The sequence below is a fragment of the Mesorhizobium sp. M1312 genome (assembly GCF_040318115.1).
Classification (GTDB): Bacteria; Pseudomonadota; Alphaproteobacteria; order Rhizobiales; family Rhizobiaceae; genus Mesorhizobium.
This window is the reverse complement of sequence record NZ_JAMYLQ010000003.1, coordinates 298,358-316,210: the sequence shown is the minus strand read 5'-3', so window position 1 is coordinate 316,210 and position 17,853 is coordinate 298,358. Positions and strand designations below refer to the sequence as shown.

General features: G+C 62.3%; 17 protein-coding genes. 11 read left to right on the top strand and 6 right to left on the bottom strand.

Going from position 1 to position 17,853, the window contains the following annotated elements:
• Position 1 precedes the first annotated feature (1 nt).
• The 3 genes from NKH36_RS06715 to NKH36_RS06705 all read left to right on the top strand — a co-directional run bounded on the left by NKH36_RS06715 (position 2) and on the right by NKH36_RS06705 (position 3,108).
• Positions 2–544, top strand: a complete 543-nt coding sequence (locus tag NKH36_RS06715) for an O-acetyl-ADP-ribose deacetylase (protein ID WP_352960828.1) — start codon at positions 2–4, stop codon at positions 542–544.
• Positions 545–717: 173 nt separating this feature from the next.
• A complete protein-coding gene (locus tag NKH36_RS06710) occupies positions 718–1,029 on the top strand; it encodes a hypothetical protein (RefSeq protein ID WP_352960826.1) in 312 nt (103 codons plus the stop codon).
• A 114-nt stretch (positions 1,030–1,143) separates the two neighbouring features.
• Positions 1,144–3,108, top strand: coding sequence for an acetyl/propionyl/methylcrotonyl-CoA carboxylase subunit alpha (locus tag NKH36_RS06705; protein ID WP_352960824.1), 1,965 nt, complete (start codon positions 1,144–1,146; stop codon positions 3,106–3,108).
• A gap of 200 nt (positions 3,109–3,308) precedes the next feature.
• On the opposite strand, the gene NKH36_RS06700 is transcribed toward NKH36_RS06705, so the two are convergent.
• Both NKH36_RS06700 and NKH36_RS06695 read right to left on the bottom strand, forming a co-directional pair.
• On the bottom strand, positions 3,309–4,430 hold the full coding sequence (locus tag NKH36_RS06700) for a branched-chain amino acid ABC transporter substrate-binding protein (protein ID WP_352960822.1): 1,122 nt from the start codon (positions 4,428–4,430) through the stop codon (positions 3,309–3,311).
• 465 nt (positions 4,431–4,895) lie between these two features.
• Positions 4,896–5,162, bottom strand: coding sequence for an SEL1-like repeat protein (locus NKH36_RS06695; RefSeq protein WP_027152750.1), 267 nt, complete (start codon positions 5,160–5,162; stop codon positions 4,896–4,898).
• 469 nt (positions 5,163–5,631) lie between these two features.
• On the opposite strand from NKH36_RS06695, the gene NKH36_RS06690 reads away from it, so the two are divergent.
• From NKH36_RS06690 to NKH36_RS06670, 5 genes are all read left to right on the top strand, one after another.
• Entirely contained in the window at positions 5,632–5,976 is a 345-nt protein-coding gene (locus NKH36_RS06690; protein WP_352960819.1) for a DUF2147 domain-containing protein, read from the top strand.
• Between the two features lie 311 nt (positions 5,977–6,287).
• Positions 6,288–6,446: a hypothetical protein gene (locus NKH36_RS06685; protein ID WP_164783594.1), complete on the top strand. Its 159-nt coding sequence runs from the start codon at positions 6,288–6,290 to the stop codon at positions 6,444–6,446.
• Between the two features lie 36 nt (positions 6,447–6,482).
• Positions 6,483–6,677 (top strand): hypothetical protein, encoded by a 195-nt coding sequence (locus NKH36_RS06680; protein ID WP_352960817.1) that lies wholly within the window; start codon positions 6,483–6,485, stop codon positions 6,675–6,677.
• A 129-nt stretch (positions 6,678–6,806) separates the two neighbouring features.
• Positions 6,807–8,267: an AMP nucleosidase gene (locus NKH36_RS06675; protein ID WP_352960815.1), complete on the top strand. Its 1,461-nt coding sequence runs from the start codon at positions 6,807–6,809 to the stop codon at positions 8,265–8,267.
• A gap of 96 nt (positions 8,268–8,363) precedes the next feature.
• Entirely contained in the window at positions 8,364–9,422 is a 1,059-nt protein-coding gene (locus tag NKH36_RS06670) for an endonuclease/exonuclease/phosphatase family protein (RefSeq protein WP_352960813.1), read from the top strand.
• A 4-nt stretch (positions 9,423–9,426) separates the two neighbouring features.
• On the opposite strand, the gene NKH36_RS06665 is transcribed toward NKH36_RS06670, so the two are convergent.
• On the bottom strand, positions 9,427–10,032 hold the full coding sequence (locus NKH36_RS06665) for a DUF922 domain-containing protein (protein ID WP_352960811.1): 606 nt from the start codon (positions 10,030–10,032) through the stop codon (positions 9,427–9,429).
• Between the two features lie 141 nt (positions 10,033–10,173).
• Positions 10,174–11,853: an electron transfer flavoprotein-ubiquinone oxidoreductase gene (locus NKH36_RS06660; RefSeq protein ID WP_352960809.1), complete on the bottom strand. Its 1,680-nt coding sequence runs from the start codon at positions 11,851–11,853 to the stop codon at positions 10,174–10,176.
• A 248-nt stretch (positions 11,854–12,101) separates the two neighbouring features.
• Between NKH36_RS06660 and NKH36_RS06655 the strand changes: the two genes are divergently transcribed.
• The 3 genes from NKH36_RS06655 to NKH36_RS06645 all read left to right on the top strand — a co-directional run bounded on the left by NKH36_RS06655 (position 12,102) and on the right by NKH36_RS06645 (position 14,585).
• A complete protein-coding gene (locus NKH36_RS06655) occupies positions 12,102–12,746 on the top strand; it encodes a hypothetical protein (protein ID WP_352960807.1) in 645 nt (214 codons plus the stop codon).
• A 37-nt stretch (positions 12,747–12,783) separates the two neighbouring features.
• Entirely contained in the window at positions 12,784–13,668 is an 885-nt protein-coding gene (locus NKH36_RS06650) for a uracil-DNA glycosylase (RefSeq protein ID WP_352960805.1), read from the top strand.
• 104 nt (positions 13,669–13,772) lie between these two features.
• Positions 13,773–14,585, top strand: a complete 813-nt coding sequence (locus NKH36_RS06645; RefSeq protein ID WP_352960803.1) for a helix-turn-helix domain-containing protein — start codon at positions 13,773–13,775, stop codon at positions 14,583–14,585.
• Here NKH36_RS06645 and NKH36_RS06640 read toward each other — a convergent pair whose 3' ends face one another.
• Positions 14,586–15,488, bottom strand: coding sequence for a DMT family transporter (locus tag NKH36_RS06640; RefSeq protein ID WP_352960919.1), 903 nt, complete (start codon positions 15,486–15,488; stop codon positions 14,586–14,588).
• Positions 15,489–15,532: 44 nt separating this feature from the next.
• Positions 15,533–17,839: a xanthine dehydrogenase family protein molybdopterin-binding subunit gene (locus tag NKH36_RS06635; protein ID WP_352960801.1), complete on the bottom strand. Its 2,307-nt coding sequence runs from the start codon at positions 17,837–17,839 to the stop codon at positions 15,533–15,535.
• Between the last annotated feature and the right edge of the window lie 14 nt (positions 17,840–17,853).

Below are 17,853 nucleotides of genomic sequence, written 5' to 3'. Positions count from 1 at the left end.
GATGAGCGAGATCGACCACAGAATTCGCGTTCATATCGGCGACATCACCAAGCTGCCGGTGGATGCCATCGTCAACGCCGCCAACACCTCGCTCTTGGGTGGCGGTGGCGTCGACGGCGCCATCCACCGTGCGGCCGGTCCTGAGCTTGAGTTCGAATGCCGGATGCTGAATGGCTGCAAGGTCGGCGACGCAAAACTCACCAGGGGTTACAGGCTGCAGGCGCGCTACATCATCCACACGGTCGGTCCGGTATGGCAAGGCGGCGGCAAAGGCGAAGCCGAGCTGCTCGCCTCCTGCTATCGCCGGTCGCTCGAACTCGCAGCCGCCAAGGACTGCCGGAAGGTGGCGTTTCCGGCGATCTCAACCGGTGTATACCGATATCCAAAGGACCAGGCGACGGAGATCGCCGTTAGCACCGTGAGTGCCTTCATCGGCCAGCACGCGGTCCCGGAAACCGTCATCTTCTGCTGCTTCGACCAGCAGACGGCAGACCTATACCAACAGGCGTTGCTGCGCCTGGCAGCGCATGACCTGCATAGGTAAGTTAAACCCGTCCATACTTTTCAGATTTATTTATTTTCATTCACCGATCTGGCCAGACGAAAGAATCGCGGCTATTGCTCATTTCTAATACCAATGGGGATTGGGCGAAGATGAGACTGAAGTTTTTTCAGAAAACAACTGTGTCGGTACTTGCGGGACTGCTTATATAAGCGGTGCCTGAGCTTGGCGCGGCAGAATCGCTGGCGGGAAGCAAGGGCGATACCCGGTTTTGGCCGGCCCTGTCGGGAAACCCGAAGTCCGATTGCACCAAAGCTTACAACGCCTATGTGGCAGCCAACGGCCATTCAGCCTATGCGACGACCCCTTATATGCGGGTGACTTCGCTGTACATCATCTGCGGCACGCATCTGAATGCGCCGTCACAGAAGGCCGCCGAGGAGGCGGCGTTGAAATCCTGCAAGGCCACCCGCAGCCGCTACAAGGTCACGACCGGAGGAGCTTGCGAGATCGCTGCCTCCAAGTAGGCAGGCTGGCTTACCGATCCTTTGACAATGGCCGGACTGCAAAGCAGGGTGTTGCCACAGCTCGCGTGAAGAGCATTCGCGCCGTTGGCGGCAAGCTCTGGCTTTGGAGGTCCTATGTTCGCCAAAATTCTGATCGCCAACCGCGGCGAGATCGCTTGCCGGGTGATCCGCACGGCACGCAAGCTGGGCGTGCGCAGCGTTGCCGTCTATTCCGACGCCGACGCCGGGGCTTTGCATGTCGGGATGGCCGACGAAGCTGTGCATATCGGCGCCTCGCCTGTCGGCGAAAGCTATCTGAGCGGCGACAAAATTGTCGCGGCGGCTTTGGCTACCGGCGCCGAGGCCGTCCATCCCGGCTACGGTTTTCTGTCGGAAAACCCTGAGTTCGTCGATCAGGTGACAGCGGCGGGGCTCGTCTTCATCGGCCCGTCGGCGGCCTCGATCCGCGCCATGGGGCTGAAGGACGCGGCCAAGCGGCTGATGGAGAAGGCCGGCGTGCCTGTCGTGCCGGGCTATCACGGCGAGGCGCAGGAGATTGTGCTGCTCGCCTCCAAGGCGCGCGAGATCGGTTATCCCGTCCTGATCAAGGCGCGCGCCGGTGGCGGTGGCAAGGGCATGCGGCGCGTCGAACATCCCGACGACTTTTCCGAGGCGCTGTCGGGTGCGCGGCGCGAGGCCAAGGCCGCTTTCGGCGACGACCGCGTGCTGGTCGAGAAATATGTCGACAAGCCGCGCCACATCGAGGTTCAGGTGTTCGGGGATATCTTCGGCAATGTCGTGCATCTCTACGAGCGCGACTGCTCGGCGCAGCGCCGCCATCAGAAGGTGGTCGAGGAAGCCCCCGCCCCCGGGATGACGCCGGCACTGCGCAAGGCGATGACGGAGGCGGCGGTGAAGGCCGCCAAAGCAATCAACTATTCCGGCGCTGGCACGATCGAGTTCATCGTTGATGCCTCGCAAGGGCTGAAGGCCGACCGCTTCTGGTTTATGGAAATGAATACCCGTCTGCAGGTCGAGCACCCCGTCACCGAAATGGTCACCGGCACCGATCTGGTCGAGTGGCAGTTGCGGGTGGCGTCCGGCGAAAAGCTGCCGAAAACGCAGAGCGAGATCGCGCTCTCCGGTCACGCCTTCGAGGCGCGCATCTATGCCGAGGACGCGGCAAAGGGTTTTTTGCCGGCGACGGGCACGCTGCATCACCTGAAATTTCCGGATACCGCGCCCGAGGGCGCTAGCATGCGAATCGAGACCGGCGTGCGGGCAGGCGATGCCATCTCGCCCTTCTACGATCCAATGATCGCCAAACTGATCGTGCACGGCAAGGGCAGGCAGGCGGCGCTCGTGGCGCTAGTCACAGCCCTTTCGCAGACCGAGATCGCCGGCTCGACCGTCAACACCGCCTTTCTCGCTGCTCTTGCCGCTGACGCGGATTTTTCGGCAGGCGATGTCGATACCGGCCTGATCGGCAGGCATCAGCAAGCGCTGACTGCAGTCCCGCCGCCGAGCAGCGAGATCGTCGCCGCGGCCGCACTTGCGGCATCCGGCGCCGGGGCTCAAGCGCCGACCGGCGATCCGTGGTCGTCGCTTGCCGGTTATGCGCATTTCCACACTATTCCGCGGCGCACGCGGCTGCGCTATGGCGAGGATGATATTCTCGCGCTTGTGTCGGTGCGGCCGGACAAGCGCTTCCAAGTGGCACTGGACGCACCTTATGACAGCGCCAATCCGCTTGATCTTCGCGCCGCCCCTCGGATTGCCCGCTGGCCGGGCCATGTCACTGTCTTTTCGGGCGCCGTCGGCTACAGCTTCGCGGTGCCGGACCCGTTGGCAAGGGCCGACGAAATCGCCGCCGGCTCTGACAGCCTGCGCGCGCCGATGCCGGGTCTGGTCAAGCTGGTGCGCGCGGCAAGAGGCGAGGCCGTCATCAAGGGTCAGCCGCTGTTGATCCTGGAAGCGATGAAGATGGAGCACACGATTTCCGCCACTCATGACGGGACGATCGCCGAGATCGCAGCGGAAGGCGCACAAGTCACCGACGGGACCGTGCTGGTGCGTTTTGCCGAGGAAGCCCACGGCTGACCGCCGTTCATCCACCAGGCGACGTCGAAGACACGCGTCACAAACGCGCGCCCAAAATGAAAATGGCCGGGTCTGTCCCGGCCATCTCCGATTGTCGCTAGGCGCTAAAGCGCGTCTCATGTGACGCGCTTTAGTTCTTGTTTTTATGCATGTCGTTATCGCAAAACCGCTGCGCACTTTTGCGCGACATGCATTAGCCATTACGGCTGGATCGGCGCGTATTTGCCGTCGTGCCACTGGTTGATGTCGTAGCTGACGTTTTTGAGGTCGCCCTTTTCATCGAAAGTGACAGGACCGACAACCGTGCTGATCGGCTCACCGTTCTTCAACGCTTCGGCAACCTTGGCCGGGTCGTCGCTGCCGGCGCGCTTAATGCCCTCGGCAAAGGCCTGGATCACGGCATAGGAGAACAGCGTGAAGCCCTCAGGCACGAAGCCGCCCGCCTTGATCTTTTCGATGGCTTCCTTGGCTTCGGGCTTCGCCTGCGGATCCGACGGGAAGACAAACATGGTGCCTTCGCCGGCCGGACCGGCGACCTGCCAGAATTCCGGCGTGGCGATCGAGTCCGGCATGATCAGCTGATACTTGAGGTTCTGTTCCGCCGACTGGCGCAGGACGAGGCCGGCTTCGGGGTGGTAGCCGCCGAAATAGACCACATCCGCCTTCAGGTCCTTGAGCTTGGTGACAAGCGCCGCGTAGTCTTTTTCACCGGCGTTGATGCCCTCGTAAAGGATCTCTTTGAGACCGTTCTGGTTCATCGTTGCCTTGACGGCGTCGGCGACGCCCTGCCCATAGGCGCTCTTGTCGTGCATGATAACGACGTTCTTGCCGGCATATTTCTTGGCGATCCATGGGCCGATGAAAGCGCCCTGCGCATCGTCGCGCGTATAAAGGCGCATGATCGTCGGCCAGCCGGCTTTCGCCGCCGCGTCGGTCAGCTCTGGGTTCGACGAAGCCGGGCTCATCATCAGTGCACCGGCTTCGGCGTAGACGGCGGAGGCCGGAATGCTCGAGCCCGAGCAGGCATGGCCATCGACGAACTTGACACCGTTGGCAACGATGCGGTTGGCGACCGAAACCGCCTGTTTCGGATCGCACTGGTCATCCTGGACGTCGAGCTTGATCTGGCGGCCGTCGACACCTCCAGCGGCGTTGATCGCGTCGGCTGCGGCTTGCGCGCCCTGCTTGAACTGGTCGCCAATGGTGGCAAGCTGCCCGGTCATTGGTCCGACCACCGAAAAGGTGATGTCTTCGGCGAACGCAACCGGCGCGCTCATCATCAGGCCGACTATGGCCGCGCTCAAAATACCCAACTTTTTCATGGTAATACAACTCCTCCACTCTCGCGCGTCCGCTCCGGCCGCGCCTCTTCCAGAGTGGCCGGGAGAATCTCACCCTTCGCCAAGCCTGTCTAGGCGCATCGGCGGCACTCAATTGGGCCTGCAGCCTTTCTGTTTGACCATGATCTTTTTCCAAAAATCGGTTTCCACTTTTTGGGATCATGGTCCGAAGACGCAAAAGCCGCGCCTGCCTTGTACCGGCCGGTCGCGGCTTTTGTCGATCGAACCATCCCCGGAAGCTCCCGCGCCCGAAAACCGCTCGCCTTCCCTGTCCATCGCGCAGCCTGGCTGTATCCGGCCTGCCGCGTTCTTGTCATTGTTGGTTCGACCGTCTTGCGCGGCCTTGTTCTTGCCGGTCCGGCCGTCTTAAGCGGCCTTGACCTGAAGCGTCCGTGTCGGTGATCTCAATGCCTGATGAATTCAGGGCCTGATGAGCTCAGGGCCAACTTAGTGCATCGTCATCCATTCGCGGGCTTCGCGCAGCGCCCTGGCGATCTCGACCTTCGACATGGCGGCCGACAATTCCGAGCGCAGTTCCGCAGCGCGGACCGAGCCCTTGATCGCCGCGATGTTGAACCATTTGTGGGCGGCGACGACATCGGTCTCGCAATCGCGGCCGGTCGCATACATCATGCCCAGTTCGAAAAGAATGTCGGCCTGGGCAGTTGCCCCCATGGCGCCGAACCCGGCTTCAGGCATTTCAAAACGTGCCATTTCAATCCCCTGTTCTAGCCCCTGTCAGGCTCCCGAGAGCTGCCTCGTTCTGTCCCTTGGTATCTGTTGATAACCCTTGGGGGTGGCCGCTCTTTCGATGCTTTCGAGAATGAGCCGGAGGCTTGAATCCGTCGTTAAGTGGCGTGCTTAATTTGAGGAAAACAAAGCTAAAACAAGAGGTAAACGCGGAAATTCATTAACGATGCAAAGCCAGCAATTTCGCCGCTTTGGGCTAAATTTGACGAAAATTTGCGAGGCGCAAATCAAGACTCCGCTAACCACGGGAGACAAAGACGGAGTTGCGAACGTTTCATTTCTCACCGATGAGACCGCTTCGGGCGACCAGAAAATCCTGAAGTCTTCCGCAGCGGCACCGCTTTTGTTTTGCCGGGACGTGAATTAGCTTACGTTTGCGTAAGAGGCAGACCGGAGGCGGAACATCCGGCCGGGTTCCACAGGGAGGACAAACATGTTTCGCAAAGTCAGCATGGCCTTGGCGGCCACATTGATCATGGCCGGCACGGCTTGGGCCGACCCGATCCAAGGCAACTGGAAAACGCAGGCCGGTTCAACTGCCGCCATCTCAAGCGGCGGCGGTGCATTTTCCATCACGCTCAAATCAGGCAAGTTTGCCGGCAAGCGCATCGGTTCGTTCAAGGTGTCCGGCGCCAACAAATATACCGGGACCATAACCGACCCGGAGACCGACAAGACCTATTCGGGCAAGGCCTCGGTCTCAGGCGCTTCGCTCAAGATGAGCGGCTGCGTGCTTGGCGGGCTGATTTGCAGGAGCCAGATCTGGCACAAGCTCTGATCGTTTCGACTGCCACAGATTGAAAACGGGGCTGCGAAGGCCCCGTTTTTGCTTGCGCCGTCTGTTTGAGACACCGGATCGATCGTGCGGGCCGCGCCTTCTGCACTTAGCCTTCTGCACTTAGCAGCAATTTTTGGGCATCCTTCGTCCTTATCAGCAGCAAGATCGGGGGACGCTCGTGGCCGGCGACCGCGCGGTGGCGGCGCACTCAACACTCCGTCGATAAATTTGAACCGCAGATGAACGCCGGCATCAGAACCGGTTCAGTTGCATCAGGGCATTCTCATGCGTGTTGAAGGAGACACCACGCAATGTTCGCCCGCCGCTTCACCATCGTCTGCCTGCTGATGAGCCTGTTCGGCATGTTGTTCGCCATCCTGGTTGCCGAGGCCGGCCGCCCGGCCCGTGCCTGGGATGAAGCCAGCTCCAACGCCTGCCGGTTCGGTTGCATGAACCAATTTCGCCGCTGAAGCGACAAAGACCCGAGAGAGAGAAAAAGCAAAGCCATGACCCGCACCGCCGCCAATGCCCTCAAAACCCTTCGGTTGCTGCCGCGGGCGGCGCTCATCCTGACGGTTCTGGCGGCCCCGGTACTGGCCGTGCCGACGATGCGCGCCGATGCCGGCTCGACGATCGAAGCGCCCGCGTTGAAGAAGAACGGCGTCGGCTTTGTGCTGTTGGTCAGCTTGCGGCGCGGCTAGGCCAATCGGCCTTCATCGAATCCATTCAAAATAAAAAACGACCCTTGGCCCCCTCCCAACCGCATGGCCAAGCCTCTATATTGGGTCATGGAAAAGCGAATCTATCCTCAAGCCATAGACTCAGTCGTGATGCCGGAGCCGTTTGGCCGGCAGAGCTTCAATGATGCCGGAAAGGCCGTCGCGGCCTTGCAGGTCCTCTACGACCGCAACACCAAATTTCTGCGCGATTCGTTCACGGCGCTCGCCGCGGGCGGCGACAACAACAAGCGCTACCGGGCCTTCTATCCCGAGGTCGGCGTCACTACGACTTCATTCACCCAGATCGACTCGCGGCAGGCTTACGGCCACATGCCGACGCCTGGGCATTTCTCGACCACCATAACCCAGCCGGCCCTTTTCGAACGCTATCTCATCGAACAGCTTCGCCTGATCATGCGCAATCACGGCGTTCCGGTCACGGTTTCGGAATCGACGACGCCCATCCCGCTGCATTTCGCGTTCCTAGAAGGCTCCCATGTCGACGGCGCGGCGGCCGAGCGCATCAGGCGGCCGATTCGTGACCTGTTCGACGTGCCGGATCTCGACGGCACCGACGACCAGATCGCCAACGGCACGTTCGAAGTGGCATTGGGCGAAGCCAGGCCGCTGGCGGCGTTCACGGCGCAACGCATCGACTACTCGCTGCACCGGATGTCGCACTATACGGCGACCAGTCCCCAGCATTTCCAGAATTTCGTGCTGTTCACCAACTACCAGTTTTACATCGACGAATTCGTCGCCCGTGCGCACGAGCTGATGGCGAAAGGCGGCGGTGGATACGTCGAATTCGTCGAGCCGGGAAACGTCGTCACCAAGGCTGGACAAAGCGCGCCTGGCAATGGCGTGGCGCCGCCGCGCCTGCCGCAGATGCCGGCCTATCATCTGAAGAAGCCGAACCACGGCGGCATCACGATGGTCAATATCGGCGTCGGCCCCTCCAACGCCAAGACGATCACCGACCACATTGCGGTGCTCAGGCCGCATGCCTGGGTGATGCTCGGCCATTGCGCCGGGCTGCGCAACACCCAGGCACTGGGCGACTATGTGCTGGCGCATGCCTATGTGCGGGAAGATCATGTTCTGGACGATGATCTTCCGGTCTGGGTGCCGATCCCGCCGCTGGCCGAAATCCAGGTGGCGCTGCAGGAGGCGGTCGCCGAAGTCACCGGCCTTTCCGGCTACGACCTCAAGCGTATCATGCGCACCGGCACCGTCGCCACCATCGACAACCGCAACTGGGAGTTGCGCGACCAGCGGGGGCCGGTGCAGCGGCTGTCGCAGTCAAGGGCGATTGCGCTCGACATGGAATCGGCGACGATCGCAGCCAATGGCTTCCGTTTCCGCGTGCCCTACGGCACCCTGCTTTGCGTCTCGGACAAGCCCCTGCATGGCGAATTGAAGCTGCCCGGCATGGCGACCGAGTTCTACAAGCGACAGGTGGCACAGCATTTGACCATCGGCATCAGGGCGATGGAAAAGCTCGCCGAGATGCCGATGGAACGGTTGCATTCGCGCAAGCTCAGAAGCTTTTCCGAGACGGCGTTCCAGTAGCACCGATCGGCTTGCATCGACTGGACCTTGGTAACCGCGCGGCAGGGCATTTCGTAATCTTGATTTGGGCTGCATTTCTGCCGATAAGCAAACGAGATGGCACGCGTTCGAAACATGATGGCCTCGGCAGCATTCGTAGCAATGCTCGTCTTCTCGGTCGCGCTGGTGGCCGGGTTTTTCGGAACGCTGCATCCGGCCTTCGATTCCTTCTCTCATTTCCGCGCTCATCTTGCCGTGCTGATGGCGCTTTGCGCGCTGCCGCTGCTGGCGACCTCGTTTCGCCTGGAGGCGGCCACAGCGCTGCTCTTTGCGGTGGCCGCCTTTGCCACCACCTCGAACGCCCTGTCGGTGCCCCGCCTGAGGCCGGTCCAGGCAGCCTACGAAGCCGAGGCCGGCGACCAGGCGGTCTACCTCGGTGACCAGGCGGTCTACCGCCTGCTGCAGATGAATCTGCGGTTCAACAATTCAACGCCTGAAAAGGTCCTGTCGCTGATCGGCCGGACCCAGCCTGATGTAATCACCCTCAATGAGGTGTCCGACATGTGGAAGGCGAAGCTTGGCCTTCTCGCCAGTGCCTATCCTTACCGGATCCTCTGCCCCTACCCCAATGGCGTTTTCGGCGTTGCGCTGCTGTCCAGACGGCCGTTTGCCGCCGGCACGCAACCGCGCTGCGATGGCCGCGGTGCGATGGCCATCGCGACGGTCGATTTCGGCGGAACCGAAGTCGACGTCGCCGCCATGCACCTGACCTGGCCATGGCCGCGCAACCAGTCACGGCAGATCGGCGGATTGTCGGGGGAGCTCGCCTCGCTTGGCGAGACATCGATCATGGCATGCGACTGCAATGCAGTGCCGTGGAGCGCCGCCGTCCGGCGCGTCGCAGATCTTGGCAGGCTGACCGTAGCGCCTTCGCCGGGGCCGACCTGGCTCTATATCGAGCTGCCGGATTTCTTGCGCTTCGCCGGACTGCCGATCGACCTGGTTTTCAGCAAGGGCGCGGTTCTCATCCACTCGGTGTCGAGGCTGGAAGGCACAGGCTCCGACCATCTTCCGCTGATGGTGGAATTCTCGCTCAGGCCGGAACAGAAAAAGCCGGTCGATGAAGATGAAACCGCAACCGCATCGGTGACACAGAACGGCAGGACGCGAAGCTGAGCGCCTAGCGCTTGCGCAACAGGGCACCAATTAGGTGTTCGACATGGCCGCCGGCGCGATGCTCGCGCGCGTCGAAGGCGTTCTGTTTCGCCTCGTATTGGGCATAGACGGCCTTGATCCGGCGCCTCGCCTCGCGATGCGTCTTGCTGCAAACCCAGTTGTCGGCGAGTTCCAGTCCCGTGATCGATTTCTCGGTGGCCCGCATCATTGTCCTGGCGATACGGCCGTGGTTATGCTCATGGGTACGAACGCCTGCGAAAAACCGCTTCCAGCGCTTCTGAAGCGCCGGCGTCGCGGCTGAGACCATGCGGGGTAAGGTGTAGGTGAGATCGAGTGTCCCATTGGCCCGCCGCAGCCGGCAGACACCACCCTCCCTGGTGACATCAAGGTCCCAATTTACGGTGTACGCGGTCAGCGCGATGGCGTGCGTCATGAAGCCGTGCCGCTTCGGACCGTTGCGGTCCATAGCCTCGATCAGGGCGGCGCCCGTGGTTCCTGATATGTCGTAGGTCCTGGTCTTGACCAGCACCTTCGTGTCAGCCGATGCCGACGGTGCGAAGCCGCACAAGCCACCAATCGCCGCAAGGCACGTCAGAACCGCCAGGCGCATGGTCATCTCTCCGGGTCAGGAGAGAAGGGAACCACAAGCGCAGCGCGGCTTCAACTTCTTTTAGACGCCGCAAATATAACGGGCTTTCCCCGGTTTCGTTTGGTCGACGGTCGAGACGGCCGGCACCGCGGTTCTGGCAGACTACATGTTCTGGTAGACAGGTCCCTCTCCACCTTGTGGCGGCACCCAGGTTATGTTTCGGTTCGGGTCCTTGATGTCGCAAGTCTTGCAGTGGACGCAGTTCTGCGCGTTGATGACGAAGCGCACGTCCTTCGCCGCGGGATCGGCGGCGGCGTTGCCATCCTTGTCGACCCATTCGTAGACGCTGGCCGGGCAGTAGCGTGTCGAGGGCCCGGCAAAGACATCGTGTTCGGAACGCTGCTGCAGATCCATATCCGCGACCAGCAGGTGGACAGGCTCGTTTTCCTCGTGGTTGGTGTTGGAGAGAAACACCGAGGACAGGCGGTCGAAGGTGAGCACGCCGTCCGGCTTCGGATAGGCGATCTTCTTGTGCTTGGCGGCCGGTTCCAGCGTCGCATAATCGGCCTTGCCGTGCTTCAGCGTGCCGAAGGGCGAAAAGCCGAACAGCGAATTCAGCCACATGTCGAGGCCGCCAATGCCGACGCCGACGACGGTGCCGAAGCGCGACCACAATGGCTTGACGTTGCGCACCTTCTTCAAATCCTTGCCGATGTCGGTCGCCCGCCATGCAGCCTCGTAAGAAGCCAGTTCGTCATTGGCCCGACCGGCACCGATCGCCTCGGCGACATGCTCGGCCACCAGCATTCCGGAAAGCACGGCATTGTGCGAGCCCTTGATGCGCGGCACGTTGACGAAGCCGGCAGCACACCCAATCAGCGCGCCACCGGGGAAGGACAGTTTCGGCACGGACTGCCAGCCGCCCTCGGTGATGGCGCGGGCGCCATAACCCAGCCGCTTGCCGCCTTCGAATGTGCCCTTGATCGCCGGATGGGTCTTGAAGCGCTGGAACTCGTCGAACGGCGACAGATAGGGATTCTTGTAGTTGAGGTGGACGACGAAGCCGACCGCCACCTGGTTGTCCTCCAGATGGTAGAGGAAGGAGCCGCCGCCGGTCTTCATGTCGAGCGGCCAGCCGAAGGAATGCTGGACAAGGCCCGGCCGGTGGTTCTCCGGCTTGACCTGCCAGAGCTCCTTGAGGCCGATGCCATATTTTCCGGGCTCGCGGCCGTCGGAAAGATGGTATTTGGCGATCAGCTGCTTGGCCAGCGAGCCGCGCGCTCCCTCGCCGATCAGCACGTATTTACCCATCAGCGCCATGCCCGGCGCGAAGCTCGGGCCATGCGTGCCGTCCTTCTCAACGCCCATATCGCCGGTGACAACGCCGGTGACCGCGCCCTCGTCACTGTAAATGAGGTCCACGGCGGCAAAGCCCGGATAGATCTCGACGCCCAGCGCCTCGGCCTTGGTCGCCAGCCAGCGGCAGACATTGCCGAGCGAAACGATGTAGTTGCCGTGATTGTTCATCAGCGGCGGCATCAGGATGTTAGGCAGACGGAACGAACCGGCGGGGCCGAGGGCCAGGAAATGGTCTGCCGTGACCGGCGTCTTGAACGGATGTCCCTCTTCGTCACGCCAGCCCGGCAACAGCCGGTCGATGCCGATCGGATCGACGACGGCGCCGGACAGGATGTGGGCGCCGACTTCGCCACCCTTTTCCAGGACGACGACGGAAAGCTCGGGATTGACCTGCTTGAGACGGATCGCGGCGGCGAGGCCGGCCGGACCGGCGCCGACGATGACCACGTCGAATTCCATGCTTTCGCGTTCGATCTCGCTCATCAACCCCTCACTGGCTGCCGCATTTGCGCATCTTGCTGGCTTATCCGCTGCATAGCGCATCAATTCGCGACGCGAAACCGGCGCTGACGTGACAATGCTGATTTCGTCAAAAAGTCGCGCATCGTACTACAAAATCGCGATTTGGGGTCCACCGGAACATCGATCCGGGCCGAGCCCATTCCAAGGAGAGCCGTCGCCCTCACGTTTTTAATTGTTCGACGGCTTGCTTATCGTCCATACTTCGCACCATGCGCATATACGGGCCAACTGGCTTTTCATGGACGCGCTTTTTTTCCTCGCCCGGACGGATTTGCCGGGCGCTCGTTTTGGCCCTTTTGCCGCTGATGCCCATTGGCGCCCATGCCGAGCCGCAAAAGGTCTGGGCGGCCGGAGCCTACTCCTTTTCCGATGAGCTCGGCGGCTTCCGCATCACCAGCGCCTCGGGCGTCGGGACAAAGGAGGACCCGCTTGTCATCACCGAAGAGCTGAATTCGGCAACACCGGTGACGCTGACCATCCGCACGACAAAGCCGATCCAGCCGTTCGGCACCGCGGGCCAATTTGCCAACGGCCTCATGTATATGCGCATCGACGTGCTCAACAACAGCGGCCAGGCTTGGGTCGAGTTCCAGTTCGAGCTCCAGGAGGTGCTCCACCGGCCGAGCGTGTTCGGCGACGGCCTGTCATTCGACCAGCGCAACAAGACGCCTGACAACATCTGGTCGAGCAGCTTTGCCGATTTCGACCGCGACTTCGAACCCTATGACCGGCTGCTGTTCAAGAGCGGCAAGATCGACCCGCTGAAGACAGCAAAATTCGATTATCTGATCACCGACTACACACCGCGCTGGACGTTCTATCTGGTTCAGGATCCGCGTATACCGTCGAGCTGAACTTGCAAATTCCTGCCGCGCGGCCGAATGTGAAGGCATGACTGCCGTTCCCCGAGACAACCGACCTGACATCGCCGACCTTCTGGCCTTCTACGCCAGCGCGGGCGTCGATGAAGCGCTTGAAGATGAGCCGGTGAACAGGTTTGCCGAGGCGTCAAAGCCACCTGAGCGGGCGCCAGCGACGGTTGCGTCGCCAACTGGTGAAAACGCCGCGCCGCCTCGCTCGACCAGCGTCTCACGCGCTGAAATGGGCGAAAGGCAAGCTGCGGCACCGGCGGTGCGCGCGCCGTCCGGCACGGCGACGGTGCCCGACGAAGCGCAAGCGACCCTGGCGCGCCAATTGGCGACGACGGCGGCAACCCTGGACGAGCTTCGCCAGCACATGGCGGCATTCGACGGTTGCAACCTCAAATTCACCGCCAAGAACCTGGTGTTCGCCGACGGCAATCCGAATGCCGCGGTAATGCTGGTCGGCGAGGCACCCGGCCGCGACGAGGACATCGAGGGATTGCCGTTCGTCGGCCGCTCGGGCCGGCTGCTCGACCGGATGCTTGCCGCGATCGGCCTCGACCGGACGTCGGCCTACATCGCCAATGTCATCCCCTGGCGGCCGCCGGGCAATCGCACGCCGACACCGCACGAGACGGAGATCTGCCGGCCGTTCATCGAACGGCAGATCGAGCTGGTTAATCCGAAGGTGCTGGTCAATTTGGGCGGCCCTTCGGCAAAGACGCTTCTCAACACCACCGAGGGGATTCTGCGGCTGCGCGGCAATTGGCGCATCCACACGACCTCCTCCGGCGTTGCCATTCCCGCCATGCCGACCCTCCACCCTGCCTATCTCTTGAGAACTCCCGCGCACAAGAAGCTGGCGTGGCGGGATTTTCTCGAGGTGAAGGCGAAGCTGCGGACGCTGGGTTGACGACTAGGCGCACCTTCCCTTCTCCACAAGTGGGAGAAGGAAGCGCCGCACGATGACCTCCCGGGTAATTGAAATGCATCCGCTGCCGGCCTAGTCATGCGCTCATGACAGCAACCCAGACTTCCGCCGGCAGCCTCATTCGCGAATGGCGCACGCGCCGGCGCATGAGCCAACTCGATCTCGCCATGGAAGCCGAAATCTCACAGCGGCATCTGAGCTTCGTGGAAAGCGGCCGTGCAGCGCCCTCGCGCGATATGGTGCTGCATCTGGCCGAGCAGCTCTCGATCCCGCTCAGGCAGCGCAACCAGCTCCTGCTCGCGGCGGGCTTTGCCCCTAGTTTCAGCGAGCGTTCGCTAACCGACAGGACGCTGGCGCCGGCGATGGCGGCCGTCGAGATGGTGCTCAAGGGGCACGAACCCTTCCCGACGCTCGCTGTCGACCGGCACTGGAACCTGGTGTCGGCGAACGCCGCCATCGGCCCGTTCCTTGCCAACGTCGCCGAGGCGTCCTTGCTGAAGCCCCCGATCAACGTGCTACGCCTCAGCCTGCACCCGGGTGGCGTCGCGCCGCGTATCGTTAACCTCGCCGAATGGCGCGCGCATCTTCTCGACCGGCTGAAACACCAAAACGACGCCTCAGGCGACCCGGTTCTGGTCGAACTGGAACGCGAGCTTCGGACCTATCCGTCTGGCCAGAACGGCGCACGGCCGGTGCCGGTCGAGCCCAACGCGATCGTGCACCCGCTGCGGCTTGCCCACGGCGATACTGTACTGTCGTTCATCAGCACCATCACCGTGTTCGGCACACCGCTCGACGTGACGCTGTCGGAACTGGCGATCGAATCTTTTTTCCCCGCCGATGAGCAAACGCGGACAGTGCTGGTGCGATTGGCGAAAGAGCGTGCCGAGCCCCCCTGATCATCCTTGCGGCGGGGTCGCCTGGCGGGTGCGGGCACGTTCGAGGCCAAGCTGGCGCTCGCGCCAGATGATGAAGATGCCCGCGGCAACGACGATCAGGCCGCCGATGAGCATATGAACCGTCGGGACGTCGCCGAAAGCGAGATAGCCGACGGCTATGCCGAGTATCATAGACGTGTACTCGAAGGGCGCCACGACCGAGGCCTCGGCGTGGCGATAGGCTGCCGTCATCAGAATCTGAGCGACCCCGCCGCAAAAGCCTGACACAACCAGAAGAGCCGCCTGGACCGGTGTCAGCGCCTGCCAGCCGAACGGCAGCGAAAGCAACGCCAGTATGCTCGCCGTCACCGAAAACCACAGCACGATGGTTGCCGTCGGCTCGCTCTGGACGAGATTGCGCACCAGCAGCATGGCGACGGCCGAGATGGCGGCCGCGACCAGAGCGGCGATGACGCCGAGCACCTCCTGATCGCCGAGTGCCTCGCCCGAGCTTAGCAGGGTCAGTTCCGGCCATGAGATAACCAGCACGCCGACCAATCCGACCGCAACCGCGCTCCAGCGATAGACGCGGATCGCTTCGCCGAGGAAGATCGAACTGAACACCACCACCAGCAGCGGCTGCGCGTAGTTCAGCGTGATCGCCTCGGGCAGAGGCAGCCGTGTCAGCGCGAAGAAACCGAGGCCCATGGCACAGACGCCGACAACGCCGCGCGCAATGTGGTTGAGCGGGCGCTTGGTCGAAAACGCAGTGCCAAGCTTTTTCTGGAAGGCCAGGAAGACGATGATCGGAAAGATGGCAAAGAAGGAGCGGAAGAACACGATCTGGCCTGCCGGCACCGTGCCCGCCGCCTTGATGCAAGACGACATGCCGACAAAGACCGCCACCGACACGATCTTGAGCATGATCCCGGTGAGCGTGTTGTGCCCGCCGGAATGATCCGCAGGGCTCACTTAGCAGTTGCTTCCTGGATCGCTGCCCAGATGCGCGCCGGGGTCGCCGGCATGTCGATGTGCTTGATGCCGTAGGCGCGATAGAGTGCATCCGTCACCGCGTTGAGGGCGGCCGGCGTCGCTCCGATCGTGCCTGCCTCGCCTGCCCCCTTGATGCCGAGTGCATTGGTGGTCGAGGGCACGTTGCGGGTCTCGAAATGGAAGAACGGGAAATCGTCGGCGCGCGGCATGGCGTAATCCATGAAGCTCGCCGTCAACAGCTGTCCGTCCTCGTCATAGACCGTGTTCTCGGTCAGCGCCTGGCCGATGCCCTGGACGACGCCGCCATGCACTTGGCCCGCCAGTAATATCGGGTTCACGGTGACGCCGAAATCGTCGACGATCGTATAGCGGACAATCTCCGTCTTGCCGGTGTCGGGATCGATCTCGACCTCGCAGATGTGGGTGCCGTTCGGATAGGTGCATTCGTCCTGAACGAACTCGCCAAAGCCCTTGAGATCGTCCGGGTTCTTGGCGGCTTTGGCGATACTCGAAAAATCAATGGCGCGGTCGGTGCCGACGATGCGGGCGACGCCGTTCGACAATTCGATGTCGCCGGCCGAGGCTTCCAGTTCATCCGCGGCGATACGCTTGATCTTGTTGGCCAGATCCTCGCCCGCGCGAGAAGCTGATACACCGCCGAGCGGGATCGAACGCGAGCCGCCGGTGCCGCCGCCGGCCTTCAGCTCGTCGGTGTCGCCCTGGCGGACCTGGATCTTGTCGATATCGAGATGAAGTTTTTCCGAGAGGAACTGCGCATAAGCGGTCGCATGTCCCTGCCCGTTGGTCTGGGTGCCGATCTTCAGCGTCACCGTGCCGTCGCCGTTCAGTTCGACAAAGGCCGGTTCAGAACCCGGAAAGGCACAGGCCTCGATATAGGTCGCCATGCCGATGCCGCGGATCTTTCCTTCAGCCGTCGACTGCGCCAGCCGCTCCGGGAACGCCTGCCATTCCGCCTCCTCGATGGCGCGGTTCATATGTCTTTCGAATTCGCCGGTGTCGTAGAGACGGCCGGTCTGGGTGCGATAGGGAAACTGCTCAGGCTTGACGAAATTGCGCCGGCGGATCTCTTCGACGGGAAGGCTGAGATCATGGGCGCAGGCGTCGACGAGCTTTTCCAGCAGGAATGCCGCTTCCGGGCGGCCGGCGCCCCGATAGGCATCGACCGGGCAGGTGTTGGTGTAGAGGCCGGTCACTGATACATCGAGCGCCTGGATGTCGTAGACGCCGGTCGACATTGTGACGCCGACATAGGGGATGAACGGGCCGTATTGCGAGATATAGGCGCCGATATTGGCGAGAAGATCGACTTTCATGCCGAGGAAGCGGCCGTCCTTGTCCATTGCCATCTCGGCGGTCACGACATTGTCGCGGCCTTGCGCATCGGTGAGGAAATGCTCGGTGCGGTCGCCGGCCCATTTCACCGGCCGGCCAAGACGCTTGGCAGCCTCGAGCACCAGCGGATGCTCGCGATAGACGAAGCTTTTCGGTCCGAAGCCGCCGCCGACATCCGGCGTGACGACACGCAGCTGGTTCTTCTTGATCTTGAACACATCGGCCAGGATGTACTGCATCGAATGCACGCCCTGCGAGCCCGTGGTCAGCACAAAGCGGTTCTCTTGCGTGTTCCACTCGCCGATCGCCGAGCGCGGCTCCATGTAGTTGCAGACCAGCCGGTTGTTGATGAATTCGATGCGGGTGACATGCGCGGCCCCGGCGAATGCCGCCGCGGTCTTCGCCTTGTCGCCGATGTGATAGCTGAAGGCGCGGTTGGAGCCGAGTTCCGGCCAGACCAGCGGCGTGCCTTCGTCAAGCGCCGTGGCGGTGCCGGACGCGGCATCCTCGCCATCGTAATCGACCTCGATCAGTTCGGCCGCGTCCTGCGCCAGCGCGCGGCTGTCGGCGACGACGAATGCGACGGCGTCGCCGACATAATTGACCCGGTCGCGGCAAAGGACAGGAATGTCGCGGGTCGGCGCCTTGGTGCCGTCCGGCTGCCTCTGCATGACGCCGGATTTCAGCTTGCCGAGATGAGCAATATCCGCACCGGTCAGCACCAGATGGACGCCAGGTGCCGCCTTGGCCGCCTCGGTCGAACCGACGGTGAAGCTTGCCTTGGCCACCGGCGAGCGCAGGACGTAGCCGTGCAGGAGGCCGGCCGGTTGGATGTCGTCCGTATAGCGACCGAGACCCTTGAGGAAGGCGAGGTCCTCGCGACGCAGCACAGAGGCGCCCATGCCGAATTTCGGTGTGACCACGGTCATGGATACCTCGCGAT

Excerpts from the sequence above, each read along its gene's own strand:
- NKH36_RS06715 (WP_352960828.1), top strand. The coding sequence starts at position 2 with ATGAGCGAGATCGACCACAGAATTCGCGTTCATATCGGCGACATCACC.
- NKH36_RS06705 (WP_352960824.1), top strand. The coding sequence starts at position 1,144 with ATGTTCGCCAAAATTCTGATCGCCAACCGCGGCGAGATCGCTTGCCGG.
- NKH36_RS06700 (WP_352960822.1), bottom strand. The coding sequence starts at position 4,430 with ATGAAAAAGTTGGGTATTTTGAGCGCGGCCATAGTCGGCCTGATGATG.
- NKH36_RS06695 (WP_027152750.1), bottom strand. The coding sequence starts at position 5,162 with ATGGCACGTTTTGAAATGCCTGAAGCCGGGTTCGGCGCCATGGGGGCA.
- NKH36_RS06690 (WP_352960819.1), top strand. The coding sequence starts at position 5,632 with ATGTTTCGCAAAGTCAGCATGGCCTTGGCGGCCACATTGATCATGGCC.
- NKH36_RS06685 (WP_164783594.1), top strand. The coding sequence starts at position 6,288 with ATGTTCGCCCGCCGCTTCACCATCGTCTGCCTGCTGATGAGCCTGTTC.
- NKH36_RS06680 (WP_352960817.1), top strand. The coding sequence starts at position 6,483 with ATGACCCGCACCGCCGCCAATGCCCTCAAAACCCTTCGGTTGCTGCCG.
- NKH36_RS06675 (WP_352960815.1), top strand. The coding sequence starts at position 6,807 with ATGCCGGAGCCGTTTGGCCGGCAGAGCTTCAATGATGCCGGAAAGGCC.
- NKH36_RS06670 (WP_352960813.1), top strand. The coding sequence starts at position 8,364 with ATGGCACGCGTTCGAAACATGATGGCCTCGGCAGCATTCGTAGCAATG.
- NKH36_RS06665 (WP_352960811.1), bottom strand. The coding sequence starts at position 10,032 with ATGCGCCTGGCGGTTCTGACGTGCCTTGCGGCGATTGGTGGCTTGTGC.
- NKH36_RS06660 (WP_352960809.1), bottom strand. The coding sequence starts at position 11,853 with ATGAGCGAGATCGAACGCGAAAGCATGGAATTCGACGTGGTCATCGTC.
- NKH36_RS06655 (WP_352960807.1), top strand. The coding sequence starts at position 12,102 with ATGCGCATATACGGGCCAACTGGCTTTTCATGGACGCGCTTTTTTTCC.
- NKH36_RS06650 (WP_352960805.1), top strand. The coding sequence starts at position 12,784 with ATGACTGCCGTTCCCCGAGACAACCGACCTGACATCGCCGACCTTCTG.
- NKH36_RS06645 (WP_352960803.1), top strand. The coding sequence starts at position 13,773 with ATGACAGCAACCCAGACTTCCGCCGGCAGCCTCATTCGCGAATGGCGC.
- NKH36_RS06640 (WP_352960919.1), bottom strand. The coding sequence starts at position 15,488 with ATGCTCAAGATCGTGTCGGTGGCGGTCTTTGTCGGCATGTCGTCTTGC.
- NKH36_RS06635 (WP_352960801.1), bottom strand. The coding sequence starts at position 17,839 with ATGACCGTGGTCACACCGAAATTCGGCATGGGCGCCTCTGTGCTGCGT.